Raw genomic sequence first — 13,174 nt, 5'->3', positions numbered from 1 at the left:
GAGTGCCCGCTGTCGAACAACGAATCGCCCTCATTACCGGAGCGAGCCGCGGAGTCGGATGGGGTGTGGCGAGTGCGCTGCGCGACGCCGGCTGGCGCGTCTACGGCACGTCCCGGCGCGGTACCGGCCCGGACGGGACCGTCGCGCTGGCCGTCGACCACGCCGACGACGAGCCCGTCGCCGCCGCTTTCGCCCGCGTCGCCGACGAGGCCGGTCGGCTCGATCTCCTGGTGAACAACGCGTGGGCCTCCCCGCCCGGCTTCGCCGGGTTCACGGCCAAGTTCTACGAACGGCCGGTTTCGGACTGGGACTCGCTGATCGGGATCGGCGTACGGGCCCACTACGTCGCCGCGGTCCACGCCGCGCAGATCATGGTCCCCCAGGGCAGCGGCCTGATCGCGTCGACGTCGTCGTTCGGGAGTCGCGGTCACCTCCACTCCGTGCTGTACGGGATGGGCAAGACCGCGCTGGACAAGATGGCCTTCGACATGGGCGCCGAACTGGACGGAACCGGGGTCACCGCCGTCTCGCTGTGGCTGGGGCTCATCCGCACGCCGCTGCTCCTGGGAAGCGGGCTCACCGACTTCGCGGGGTTCTCGGTGGACCGGGCAGAAGACCCGGAGTTCGTCGGCCGGGTCGTCGCCGCCCTGGCCGACGATCCCGAACTCGGGGCGCTGAACGGCCACACCGTCGTCACCGCCGAGTACGGCGCACGGCACGGGATCACGAACAACGACGGCACAACCGTGCCAGACTCGCATCGAGCGGTATTCGGCGGCGGACCCCTGTTCCCGCCGCCGGCCGAATCCCCGAAGGAGTAAGCCATGGGCAAGTCGGAGCAACTGCCCGACGGATGGTCGGCAGCACCCCGCGAGACCTTGCGCGCGGCGAATGCGGGACCGATCGCCGCCTACGATCCGTCGTCGACACCGGGCTACAGCGGCGACAAGGAGACTGGGACGGCCGCCCTGGCGGCGCGCGGCGAGCTGCTGGCCGACCTGCAGGAGATGCTGTTCGCGAACGGGCGCAGCGGCGATCATCGCAGCGTGCTGCTGGTCATCCAGGGCATGGACACCGCGGGCAAGGGCGGCATCGTCCGCCACGTCGGCGGCCTATGCGACCCGCAGGGACTGCGGATCAAAGGATTCGGCCCGCCGACCAAGGAGGAACTCGCGCACGACTTCCTGTGGCGCATCCACCGCGAGCTGCCGCCGGCCGGGCGGATCGGGATCTTCGACCGCAGCCACTACGAGGATGTCCTGCCCGTGCGGGTTCACAACCTGGTGCCCGAGTCGGTGTGGTCGCAGCGCTACGACGCGATCAACCAGTTCGAGCGCGAGGTCGCCGATGCGGGCACGACGATCGTCAAGGTCGCGCTGGTGGTGTCGAAGGAGGAACAGAAGCAGCGACTCAGCGATCGTCTGGACGACCCGAACAAGCATTGGAAGTACAACCCGTCCGACGTCGACGAACGCGGCCATTGGGACGACTATCTGGAGGCCTACCAGGCCATCTTCGACCGCACCGACACCCCACACGCGCCCTGGTATGTCCTCGGCGCCGACCGCAAATGGTTCTCGCGATTGGCGGTGTGCGAGTTGCTGATCGATGCGCTCGATGGCCTCGATCTGGGGTGGCCGAAGGCGACCTTCGACGTCGAGAAGGAGAAGGCGCGCGTAGCCGCCCTGTAGATCCGCCGAGTGGGCACCCCACCCCTGCCGAGTGGGCACCTCAACCCCGCCGAGTGGGCACCTCACCCCCGCCGACTGGGCACCTCAACCCCGCCGACTGGGCACCTCACCGGCGCCGACTGGGCATCCAACCCGTGCCAGCGCGGATGGCGTCAGCGTGTGGGATGTATCCACGTCAGCGTCAACGCGCCGCCCTCGGGCAGTGCGGCCCAGCGCGAAGCGAAGTCGTCGTATCGCGCGAAGATGCGCTCACGCAGTTCGGGTGGGATCTCGGCGTCGGGGCGAGGTCCAGGCCACGCAGGATCGGGCTTCCGATGCCCGCGCTCGACCTCCCACAGCGCCGCCGTCATCGAGGCCAGATACTCCGACCGCGCCATATCGGCCGACTGCGCCGCTGTCGGCTTCCTATTCCGCCGAGAGGCCTTGCGCCGCTCCACGGGATCGACCGGCCAGAACAATCCGTCAAGACCGTTGGCGTCGGCCAGCCGACCGAAGACCCCGCCCCGCAGGCCCGCCTCGGTCTCGACGATCAGATGCGCCGCGTCATGCGGAACCGGTGGTCGGCCGCCCGGTCCTCCGCGCGGCGCAAGCTCCGGACCCGCCGCGCGGCTGATCCGCACGTCGTATCCGTTTCGGCGCTTGACGAAGGTGACATCCACGCGATCCAGATTCAGACCGTCGCCCACGATTCGCAACCGGTTTTCATCCGTACACCCGGGGACTCGCTGCCCACTCGATGCAGGTGAGGTGCCCACTCGGCGTTGAATGGTGGTCGAGTGCCCGACGAGGCGCCAGCCGAGTCGGGTGTATCGAGACCATCGCAAGCCGGTCTTATCCGCCCAGTAACTCCCCACTCGACGGGGGTGAGGGTCCAGTCGACGGAGGTGAGGTGCCCAGTCGGCGGAGGTCAGGTGCCCACTCGGCGGAGGTCAGGTGCCCACTCGGCGGGGGTGAGGTGCCCACTCGGCGACTACTGCGAGAGGTCAGTCGTCGTCGCCCGACTCGACCCGGCGACGCTCCCGCCGCGCCGCGGCGACCATGTTGCGCAACGACGGCTCGAGCTGCCAATAGTGGCGCGTCTTCAGACCGCCGTCGGGGTTGACCCACAGTCGCTCCGGATCGATCGCCCTGGTCGCCCGCTGGATCCGCTCGTCGATCTCGTCGATCTCCGGGATCAGCGCGCTGCGGCTCTCGTAGACCCCCGGCCCGACGCCGTGCGACAGGGCCGTCCCCTTCGCGAGCTGGGTGAAGACCCACTCGATGTTGCGGGTCGCGACGATAGAGACGACGTCGGCGTCCATCGCCTCGAACGCTTCGACGACGCGGGCGATCGACGAGTACCCGAGATGCGTGTGGATCTGCGTTTCCGGCTTCGCACCGCCGACGGCGAGCCGGAACGCGTTGACGGCCCAGTCGAGGTAACCGTCTCGACCGCGCTCCCGCAACGGCAACAGCTCACGGATCGACGGTTCGTCGACCTGGATGATCTTGATGCCGGCCTTCTCCAGGTCGGCGATCTCGTCGCGCACCGCGAGCGCCAGTTGCTCGGCGGTCTCGTACATCGGCTGGTCCTGACGCACGAACGACCGCGCCAGCATCGTGACCGGACCGGTCAGAATGCCCTTGACCGGCTTGTCGGTCAACGACTGCGCGTACGACGTCCATTCGATGGTCATCGGATGCTTGCGCTTGATGTCGCCGTAGATGATCGGCGGCCGCACGCAACGCGATCCGTAGACCTGCACCCACCCCTGGTGGGTAGCGACATAACCCTCCATCAGCTCGGCGAAGTACTGCACCATGTCGTTGCGCTCGGCCTCGCCGTGCACCAGCACATCGAGCCCGATGTCCTCCTGCAGCTCGATCACGCGCTTGATCTCGTCGCGCAGTCGCTGGGCGTACTCCTCCCACGTCAGCCGCCCCTGCCCGTAGTAGTAGCGGGCCTGGCGCACTTCACCGGTCTGCGGGAACGACCCGAGCGTCGTCGTCGGCACCGGAGGCAGACCCAGTGCCTTGTCCTGCAGCGGCTTCCGCTGGTCGTACGGCAAGCGCTGCCGCTGATCCGGGCGGATGTTGGCGACCCGCTGCCGCACGTCGTGCTTGAGTTTGAAGTGCACGGTCGCCGGACGTGTGTACCAGTGTTCGGGTGCGCCGTGCGTGATCGCCTTCGCCAGGGCGACCACCTCGGCGACCTTCTGCTTGGCGAACGACAACCGGTCGGCGACATCGCCCGGCAGGTCCGGTTCGATGAGGACGTCGACCGGAACGTGCATGAGCGAACACGACGTCGAGACGACCAGGTCGGGAATCTGCTCCTTGATCTCCAGCAGGAAGTCGAGCTTGCCTCCCTTCGCCGCCTTCCACACGTTGCGGCCGTCGATCACACCGGCATAGAGGCGCTTGCGCTTCAGCCCGGGCACCGCGGCCAGCTCGGCGGCGGTCATCGGCTCGCTCACCAGATCGACCCCGATCGCTTCGACGTTCGTCGAGGCCAGGATCGGCAGCGCCTCACCGAGATCGCCATACGGTCCGGTGACGAGGATCCGGGTGCGTGACGCGGTCGGCACGCCGCTCAGCGCCGTGTAGGCACGACGCAGCGCGGCGAGGTCGGCGTCGGTGCGGTCGCTGGTGAAGCACGGCTCGTCGAACTGAATGCACTTGCAGCCCTGCTTGGCGAGCTTCTCCATCAGCTCGGCGTAGACCGGCAGCAGATCGTCGAGCCGGTCGATCGGCGCGAAACCCTCCGGCGAGCCGGGTGCCGCTTTCGAGAGGAGCAGGAACGAGACGGGACCGACGACGACGGGGCGCAGCTCGATGCCTTCGGCCTTGGCGCGACGATGCTCGTCGAGCAGGGTCTCCGCGTGCAGCGAGAACGCCGTTGCCGGATCGATCTCGGGCTGCCGATAGAAATAGTTGGTGTTGAAGTACTTGATCAGCTCCAGCGGCGGATGGCCCGGCTTGCCTCGCGCCATCGCGAAGTAGTAGTCGATCGGCTCCAGCTCGTCGGCGAGGTCGGCGAAACGCGGAGGCGTCGCGCCGAACAGCACCGCGGTGTCGAGAACATGGTCGTAGAACGAGAACGTGTTGCCCGGCACCTGCTCGAGCCCGGTCGCGGCGAGTTCGAGCCAGACGCTGTCGGCGAGTTCCCGGCCGGTGGCCAGCAATTCGTCGCGGCCGATGCTCCCCCGCCAATACCCCTCGAGGGCGAACTTGAGCTCGCGGCGGGCGCCGATTCGGGGGTACCCCAGGATCGACGAACCGTATTCGATGCCGTCCGGGCTAGTCATGGCGCAGGCCCGCTACTTCGCGTCGTATTGGTAGAACCCGTGACCGGCCTTCTTGCCGATGCGCCCGGCCTCGACCATGCGCAACAGCAGCGGCGGCGGCGAGTACAGGGGTTCCTTGAACTCCTCGTACATCTTGTCGGCGATCGCCTTCACGGTGTCGAGGCCGACGAGGTCGGTCAGCTTGAGCGGCCCCATCGGGTGCGCACAACCCAGAACCATGGCCTTGTCGATGTCCTCGACGGTGGCGAAGCCGGACTCGACCATGCGGATCGCGGAGAGCAGATACGGCACCAGCAGGGCGTTGACCACGAACCCGGAGCGGTCTGCGGAGCGGACGACCTGCTTGCCCAGCACGTCGCGGGCGAAGGACTCGGCGCGCTCGGAGACCTCCGGGCTGGTCATCAGCGTCGTCACCAGTTCGACGAGCGGAAGCACCGGAACCGGGTTGAAGAAGTGCATGCCGACGACGCGCGCCGCGTTCTGGGTGGCCATGCCCAGTTTCATGATCGGGATCGACGAGGTGTTCGACGCGAGCACGGCGTTGGGGTCGGTGACGACCTTGTCCAGTTCGGCGAAGATCGCAGTCTTGACGGCCTCGTCCTCGACGACCGCTTCGACGACGAGTTGCCGGTCGGCGAAGTCGCCGAGATCGGAGGTGAAGCGCAGCCGCCAGGCCGCCTGCTCGCGTTCCCGCTCGGTCAGCTTTCCGCTGGAGACGCCGCGATCCAGCGACCGCATGACGCGGGCGCGACCGGCGGCGGCCAATTCGCGGGTGGACTCGTACACGAGAACGTCGACCGAAGCGCGCGCACACACCTCGGCAATACCGGCGCCCATCTGGCCGGCACCGATGACACCGACTCGCGTGATCTTCTGGCTTGCCATGGGACGGCTCCTCAAAGCTGGTTAACGGCTACGGATTGTGGGTTCTACGGGTGGTGAAAACTAATGCTTCAAGACTAGGGAAGCGGTCAAGGTCGGGCGAGATGCGCGAGAGCCGGGGCGGTGACGGCGGACCGTCACCGCCCCGGCTCCTTGAGCACTGCCTTCGACGAATGGAGGCGAGCCCACATTCGTCGGCTGGGGGGGGTTCCTAGTGGAACTGGCCCTCTTCGGTCGAGCCCTTCAGCGCCGCGGTCGACGTGTTCGGGTCGACGGTGGTGGCGATCTGATCGAAGTAGCCGGCACCGACCTCACGCTGGTGCTTGGTGGCGGTGTAACCGCGCTCCTCGGCGGCGAACTCGCGCTCCTGCAGGTCGACGTAGGCCTTCATCTGCTCGCGGGCGTAGCCGTGAGCCAGGTCGAACATCGAGTAGTTGAGGGCGTGGAAGCCGGCCAGCGTGATGAACTGGAACTTGAAGCCCATGGCGCCCAGCTCGTTCTGGAACTTGGCGATGGTGTCGTCGTCCAGGTGCTGCTTCCAGTTGAAGGACGGGCTGCAGTTGTAGGCCAGCAGCTGGTCGGGGAACTCGCTCTTGACGGCCTCGGCGAACTGCTTGGCGACCTCGAGGTCCGGCTTGCCGGTCTCCATCCAGATCAGGTCCGCGTAGGGCGCGTAGGCCTTGGCGCGGGCGATGCAGGGCTCGATGCCGTTCTTGATGCCGTAGAAGCCCTCCGAGGTACGGGTGCCGTCCAGGAACGGGCGGTCGCGCTCGTCGACGTCGGAGGTCAGCAGCGTCGCGGCCTCGGCGTCGGTACGGGCGATCACGACGGTCGAGGTGTTGGCGACGTCGGCGGCCAGACGGGCCGAGGTCAGGGTGCGGATGTGCTGCTGGGTCGGGATCAGCACCTTGCCACCGAGGTGGCCGCACTTCTTCTCCGACGCGAGCTGGTCCTCCCAGTGGGTGCCAGCGGCGCCGGCGGCGATCATGGCCTTCTGCAGCTCGTAGACGTTGAGCGCGCCACCGAAGCCGGCCTCACCGTCGGCGACGATGGGGACGAGCCAGTTGTCGACGGCCTTGTCGCCCTCGACCGCGGCGATCTCGTCGGCGCGCAGCAGCGCGTTGTTGATGCGGCGCACGACGGCCGGCACCGAGTTGGCCGGGTACAGCGACTGGTCGGGGTAGGTGTGGCCCGACAGGTTCGCGTCACCGGCGACCTGCCAGCCCGAGAGGTAGATGGCCTTGAGGCCGGCGCGAACCTGCTGCACGGCCATGTTGCCGGTCAGGGCGCCCAGCGCGTTGATGTAGCTGTCGTCGCCCTTGGTCACGCCTTCCCACAGGATCTCGGCGCCGCGACGCGCGAGGGTGTGGTCCTCGAGGACGGTGCCCTGCAGCTCGGCGACCTGCTCGGCGGTGTAGTCGCGGGTGATGCCCTTCCAGCGCGGGTTGGTGTCCCAGTCCTGCTGGATCTCGGCGGCGGTACGTGGCTTTCCGACGTTGCTCATTAGTGCATTCGCTTTCTTCTACTTACGAAAAGGCGTCTGCGGATTGCGAAGAATCCGCTGCCTCTAGGCGGTGCCTGATGCAAGGGTGCCACAGTACAAACCCGCAGGTCCAATCGTTGCGACCTGCAAATTCAGACCATCTCGACGCGCATTTTTGCAAAGTTTGCGAAACTGGGGATGTGAAAGTCGCCGTGCGCCGCAGAAAAAAGTACGCGCGTACTGGGATTTCGCGGCGGCGACGGCGAGCCGCGCTCGGGCCCGGTTCGGCGTCTCGCGCCCGCCGTGGCCGCCCGGCCGCGCGCGCCTTGTGTGCGGAGTCACAGCGCGGCTCCGCGGCGATCCGGTCCGGTTACAGCCGCCCGGCCGCCGACAGCGCCCGGCCGAACAACTCGACGAATTCCTTGTCGGTGACCGGCTCGGACACCTCGGGGAACGGCTTGGCGAACGGCGTCGCGGCTCCGGCGACGGTGACCGCGACGGTGAACCGATTCTTGCCGTCGTCCGGGCCCGGGGTGTGCGCCGCCGCGTACCCGGCGAAGGACACCGAGCGCGATGTCGCGCCGTCGGGCATCGTCGTCGTCGTATCGGTGCGAAACACGAACATCTGGGTCACCTCCAGCCGACCCAGCAACCCCAGCCGGCCGGCGCGCTCGCCGGTGAGCTTCGGCGGAGTCAGCTTGCGGTGTTCCGCGGTGATGACCGCACCGGTGCGCGTTCCCTCGGTGATCGTCGTGCGCGTCGTGGCACAGTTGCCGGTTCGCTCCCGCACGTCGGCGTCGATATCGCGGGTTCCCGCGACGACGATGTTCGTCAGCGACGCATCCAGACTGCGCGCGGCCAGCACGGCGGCGTTCTCGTCCGACATGCGGTTGTTGAGTTCGGCGTCGGCGGTCGGCCGGCAATCAGGGGGGGCGAACCTCATCCGGGCGACCGCATCCAACGGTCCGGCATTCGCCCTCACCAACTCGTCCACCGTCGTGGTGACCGGGCTGAATCCCGACGGCAGGGCCGACGGGGCCAACAGCATGGACCCCGGTTCCGGTGGGGCCAGGTCTACCGTGGAGGAACAGCCCACCAGCCCGACGGCCGCCAGCAGCGCGACGACCGCCGACCACGTTCTTGGAGAACCCATGCGCGACACCGTACCGGGGACGCCATGACCAGCACATCGGCGCGCTCCAAACCCGACGCGGACACACGTCGCGGCACGGCGCACTACGTCGGGTCTCGGCTGCGGCAGCTCCGTTCGGAGCGCGGGCTGTCCCAGGTCCGTCTCGCCGGCGAACTGGGCATCTCGCCGTCGTACCTGAACCAGATCGAGCACGACACGCGCCCGCTCACGGCACCGGTGCTGGCCCGCATCTCCGAGGTGTTCGGCGTCGACGCCGAATTCTTCGACCCGCAGGACAACATCCGCCTCGTCGCCGAGCTGCGCGAGGCGCTGATCGAGGAGCATGTCGAGGCACCCGACTCGGCCACCGACCCGCAGCAGCTCGCCGACATGGTGGCCAATCACCCGGCGATCGCCGAGGCCGTCGTCAACCTGCACCGGCGGTACCGCGTCGCGACCGACCAGCTCGCCGCGGCCACCGACGAGCGCGGGGACCGCAGCATGCGCGGTTCCATCAGCGCCCCCCACGAGGAGGTCCGCGACTTCTTCTCCGCCCACCACAACTATCTGCACGACCTCGACGTCGCGGCCGAGGAGATGGTCACCCGCATGCGCATGCATTCCGGGGACGTGCGCGCGGAGATCGCCCACCGGCTCGAAACCGTGCACGGCGTCCAGATCGTTCGCCGCGTCGATCTCGGCGACGACCTGCTCCACCGATTCGACCCGCAGTCGCGCAGGCTGGAGATCTCCGGGGCACTCGGCCCCGGACAGCGGACGTTCAAGCTGGCCTCGGAGCTGGCCTACCTGGAATACGGCGATCTGATGACGCAGCTCGTCGACGAGGCCAACTTCACCTCGGCGGACGCCCGTGCGCTGGCGATGTCCGGGCTGGCGAACTACTTCGCCGCGGCGGCCGCGATGCCCTACGAGCAGTTCCACGGCGCCGCCGAGGATTTCCGCTACGACATCGAGCGCCTCTCCGCGTTCTACTCGCTCTCCTACGAGACGATCTGCCATCGCCTCTCGACGCTGCAGCGCCCCAACCTGCGCGGCATCCCGTGGTCGTTTGTCCGCGTCGACCGGGCGGGCAACATGTCGAAACGACAGTCCGCCACCGGTTTTCACTTCTCCGCCAGCGGGGGCACCTGCCCGCTGTGGAACGTGTACGAGACCTTCGGCTCGCCGGGCAAGATCCTCACGCAGGTCGCCCAGATGCCCGACGGACGGGACTACTTCTGGGTGGCGCGCACGGTGGAGCGCCGCGCGGCGCGGTTCGGGCAACCGGGCAAGACCTTCGCGATCGGCCTGGGCTGCGAGCTGCGGCACGCCGGGCGCGTCATCTACTCCGACGGCCTGGAGATCGGTCCGCAAGCCAAGGTCACGCTGATCGGCTCGGGGTGCCGTGTGTGTGAGCGGGAGAGATGCCCGCAGCGGGCCTTCCCGCCGCTGGGCGTGCCGCTCCACATCGACGAGCACCGCAGCAGCATCTCCCCTTACGGAGCGTGATCGGTCGAGACGCGACCGGGCGACGACCCGGCGAACCGCGATCGACGACGTCGACGCGTATCGCGCTAGACATCGTGCCGAATGTCCGATTCCATGGATGCATGGACGAATATCGAAGTCCCTGCCCGCGTCCGATCGAGCCGGCGGTGCACGGCTGATGGACGCGGGAACCTGGATGAACATCGGGCTCGTCCTCTTCTTCATCCTCGTCGGCGGCTTGTTCGCCGGAACGGAGATAGCACTCGTCTCGCTGCGGGAATCGCAGATCGACCGGCTCGCGACGCGCGGGCGGCGCGGCGAGCGGGTCGCCGGGATCGCGCGCGATCCGAACACCTTCCTGTCCGCGGTGCAGATCGGCGTGACCGTGACCGGCTTCTTCTCGGCGGCCTACGGCGCTTCGACGATCGCGCCCGACATCGTGCCGGCGTTCGAGGCCGTCGGGCTCGGCCCACAGGTCGCCGACACCGTCGCGCTGCTGGTCATGACGTTGTTCATCGCGTTCGGCTCGCTGGTCCTCGGTGAGCTCGTCCCGAAACGGCTCGCACTGCAGAAATCGTCCGCCGTGGCCCTCGCCGCGGGACCGCCCCTCGCCCGGTTCGCGACTCTGATGCGCCCGGTCATCTGGCTGCTGTCGGTGACGACGAACGCGGTGCTGCGCCTGCTGCGCGTCGACCCGAAGCAGGCGGGCGAGGAGATGTCCGAAGAGGAGCTGAGGGACCTGGTCATCGCTCACGAGGGCCTGCCGGAGGACGAGCGGCAGATTCTGCGCGATGTCTTCGGCGCCACGGAGCGGTCGGTCAGCGAGGTCATGCGGCCCCGGCACGAGGTGGCCTTCCTGCATGCCGAACGGACCCTCGCCGACGTGGTGCCCGAGATCGCCGCCCATCCGTTCTCCCGCTATCCGGTGATCGGTGACGACTTCGACGACGTCCAGGGATTCGTGCACGTGCGCGACCTGCTGCTCGCCGCCGCCGCCGACGACACCCGGCTGGTCGCGGAACTGGTCCGCGAGATCGTCGTGCTGCCGGGCACCAACGCCGTCCTCGGGGCGATCACCACGATGCGCCGCGAGCGCATCCACATCGCCGTCGTCATCGACGAATACGGCGGGACCGACGGCATCGTCACCCTCGAAGATCTCGTCGAAGAACTGGTCGGTGAGATCGAGGACGAGTACGACCCGACCGACGAGGCCGTCACCGACGACGGGATCGGCGTGACGGTTGACGGTGCGCGCACGCTCGAGGAGGTCGCCGCGGACGCCGGTGCCCACCTGCCCGACGGCCCCTACGAGACGATTGGCGGTTTCCTTCAGCACGAGCTGGAGCGGGTGCCGCGCGTCGGGGATGCCGTACCGGTTCCGGGTCACCTTCTGGAAGTCGTCGCGATGGACGGGCTGCGCGTGCGGACCGTGCGGATCACCGCGGTGGGCGAACCATCCGAGGAGCCGTAACCGTCACTCGCCGAGTCGCCCTATTCGTATGCCGTCAACTATGCGCGGACTCCGTGTATCAACGAGCCCCGCGCAGAGTGCCCGCTTGTCGGCGAGTGAACGCTGCGATGAGTCGGGCCTGGCCTTGCCGTCATTCTGAACTCAAGAAAGAAGGACGGCCGCTTCGATGGTGTGGGCGTCGCTGATCGTGCGCGCCCAAGCGCGTCCCCAGTTACCTGCGTCTCGACGTGGCGACACGCCGCGGTTGAAGCAAAGTTCGCTACGTCACCCCGGCTCGTCGCCTTGATTGTTGTGCAAGATAGTGAAGTGTGTGCAATGATCAGACACAACTGGACATTTGATAACACAAAGAGAGAATGTGTTGATGAGGGGGAAGCAAGGGGCTGCCGCAGTCGTCGGCCTGCTCGCGGTCACCACCCTGGCCGGTCTCGCGACGCCGGCGTCGGCGAGCGCCGCCAATTCGTTTGCTGATCGTTCGATTGTGCGGGTGACTGAGGACGGGTGGCGGATCAAACTGTCGAAGAAGCGGGAGCGGGTTCGGAGTGTCCCGCCGTTGGATCAGAGCCCGTGGACCCGCGAGAGTTTCCTGACGTTGCGGGGCAGTGTGTCGATCACCGGGGCCAGTCGCATCCCGGTGAACGCGGGCACGGTCAGTAGTGGGTTTCAGATCGCCTGCAACACCGACATTTCCTCCGGTCTGACCTTAGGGGTGATTGCCGGTCCGACCGCGCAGATGTCGATCTCGTATCCGCCGGCGGCGATTATCGGCGGTCAAGCTCTGGGCAACATTTCCACCACGATCCGACCGGGGGCGATCTACGACATCTCCTTCGGTACCAAACCACTCGCCGGCCCGAAAGCAGGACTCGGGTTGGAAGGGGTACACGCCAAAGTGTCGAGCTGCCTAGGCCCAGTCTCGGTGCGTGCCTACGTGCGTGTCGCGTTGTCCACCCCCACCAACGATGACACCTACCACCTCTACGGCAAACCCCACTACCTCTAGACACCGGATGCGAGAAGGGACCACCACATGAGCACGCCGAACACCGACACTGACGTGATCACCGTCGTCGGTCCTGATGATCGAGCGACGATTCCCGAGCCGCAGTCACCGGTCGAGCCGGCCACGCCGGTGACGCCGGGGGGATCTGCTGAACCCGCGGCTAACAGTGGTGTTCCAACCGCCACCCTGGTGGCCTGGCTGGCCGGGTGTGTCTTGCTCGTTGTCTCCGCCGTCGCATTGCCGCGTTTGTCTGAGTGGGCCGGCCGCTACGGGAGCATCCCCGTGTTCCTCGGGTTCTTCCTGGTCATGTCGCTGGCCGGGCGCTGGTTCTGGGCCGGCACCGACGCCATCATCTCGGCGATCCGAGGCAAAGCATGACCACCAGTGCGGCCACGGCCGGATCGGACGACACAACCGCCGTGGCCAGCACCCCTGCGGCCGTATCTCCGCGCCGCTGGCGGTGGGCCGCCGGGCTCGCCGCCCTGCTCCTCACGGCTGGGACCGCGATCGGTGTCGTTCTTGCGGTCGTGTCCGGTGGTTCGGGTACCGCCCACGCGGATGCGCTGTGCGATCAGATGCGTCTCGAACACGGCCCGCATTGGCCGTGCATCAACGTGCCGACCTACACGCCTCAGCCGACGCAGAACACGCCCCCACCGACGGGTTCCACTCCGGGCGCACCCGGTAACGGTCCGAATGCGGGTGGTTCACCGGGCCCGGGTCCCGGCACGGGC

The 13,174-nt window shown here is 67.7% G+C and carries 11 protein-coding genes and 1 pseudogene; 7 read left to right on the top strand and 5 right to left on the bottom strand.

Translation table 11 applies throughout. The features are described from left to right. The first annotated feature begins 2 nt into the window (after positions 1-2). Both GOARA_RS17170 and GOARA_RS17165 read left to right on the top strand, forming a co-directional pair. On the top strand, positions 3-821 hold the full coding sequence (locus GOARA_RS17170; RefSeq protein WP_007323700.1) for an SDR family NAD(P)-dependent oxidoreductase: 819 nt from the start codon (positions 3-5) through the stop codon (positions 819-821). Between the two features lie 3 nt (positions 822-824). Next, entirely contained in the window at positions 825-1,691 is an 867-nt protein-coding gene (locus GOARA_RS17165; RefSeq protein WP_007323699.1) for a polyphosphate kinase 2 family protein, read from the top strand. Positions 1,692-1,843: 152 nt separating this feature from the next. On the opposite strand, the gene GOARA_RS17160 is transcribed toward GOARA_RS17165, so the two are convergent. The 5 genes from GOARA_RS17160 to GOARA_RS17140 all read right to left on the bottom strand — a co-directional run bounded on the left by GOARA_RS17160 (position 1,844) and on the right by GOARA_RS17140 (position 8,496). Beyond that, positions 1,844-2,350 (bottom strand): hypothetical protein, encoded by a 507-nt coding sequence (locus tag GOARA_RS17160; protein ID WP_040523883.1) that lies wholly within the window; start codon positions 2,348-2,350, stop codon positions 1,844-1,846. Between the two features lie 324 nt (positions 2,351-2,674). Further along, entirely contained in the window at positions 2,675-4,978 is a 2,304-nt protein-coding gene (metE, locus tag GOARA_RS17155; protein WP_007323697.1) for a 5-methyltetrahydropteroyltriglutamate--homocysteine S-methyltransferase, read from the bottom strand. Between the two features lie 12 nt (positions 4,979-4,990). After that, positions 4,991-5,863 carry a 3-hydroxybutyryl-CoA dehydrogenase gene (locus GOARA_RS17150; protein WP_007323696.1) on the bottom strand — a complete coding sequence of 291 codons (873 nt, stop codon included), beginning with the start codon at positions 5,861-5,863 and terminating at the stop codon, positions 4,991-4,993. A gap of 208 nt (positions 5,864-6,071) precedes the next feature. Beyond that, positions 6,072-7,364 carry an isocitrate lyase gene (gene aceA, locus GOARA_RS17145; RefSeq protein ID WP_007323695.1) on the bottom strand — a complete coding sequence of 431 codons (1,293 nt, stop codon included), beginning with the start codon at positions 7,362-7,364 and terminating at the stop codon, positions 6,072-6,074. A 349-nt stretch (positions 7,365-7,713) separates the two neighbouring features. Beyond that, positions 7,714-8,496, bottom strand: coding sequence for a hypothetical protein (locus tag GOARA_RS17140; RefSeq protein WP_138947759.1), 783 nt, complete (start codon positions 8,494-8,496; stop codon positions 7,714-7,716). 24 nt (positions 8,497-8,520) lie between these two features. On the opposite strand from GOARA_RS17140, the gene ramB reads away from it, so the two are divergent. The 5 genes and pseudogenes from ramB to GOARA_RS20450 form a co-directional block, all read left to right on the top strand. After that, on the top strand, positions 8,521-9,984 hold the full coding sequence (ramB, locus tag GOARA_RS17135) for an acetate metabolism transcriptional regulator RamB (protein WP_007323693.1): 1,464 nt from the start codon (positions 8,521-8,523) through the stop codon (positions 9,982-9,984). Positions 9,985-10,141: 157 nt separating this feature from the next. Further along, entirely contained in the window at positions 10,142-11,437 is a 1,296-nt protein-coding gene (locus GOARA_RS17130; protein ID WP_007323692.1) for a hemolysin family protein, read from the top strand. A gap of 364 nt (positions 11,438-11,801) precedes the next feature. Continuing rightward, positions 11,802-12,440: an MspA family porin gene (locus GOARA_RS17125; RefSeq protein ID WP_007323691.1), complete on the top strand. Its 639-nt coding sequence runs from the start codon at positions 11,802-11,804 to the stop codon at positions 12,438-12,440. A gap of 27 nt (positions 12,441-12,467) precedes the next feature. Further along, positions 12,468-12,818, top strand: a complete 351-nt coding sequence (locus tag GOARA_RS17120; protein ID WP_007323690.1) for a hypothetical protein — start codon at positions 12,468-12,470, stop codon at positions 12,816-12,818. Continuing rightward, a pseudogene (locus GOARA_RS20450) lies at positions 12,815-13,174 on the top strand (hypothetical protein); the annotation flags it as partial. The gene GOARA_RS17120 and the pseudogene GOARA_RS20450, both read left to right, overlap by 4 nt.

This window comes from Gordonia araii NBRC 100433 (assembly GCF_000241265.1).
Lineage (GTDB): Bacteria > Actinomycetota > Actinomycetes > Mycobacteriales > Mycobacteriaceae > Gordonia > Gordonia araii.
The sequence above is the reverse complement of the archived record's forward strand: the minus strand, read 5'-3'. Positions and strand labels throughout refer to the sequence as shown.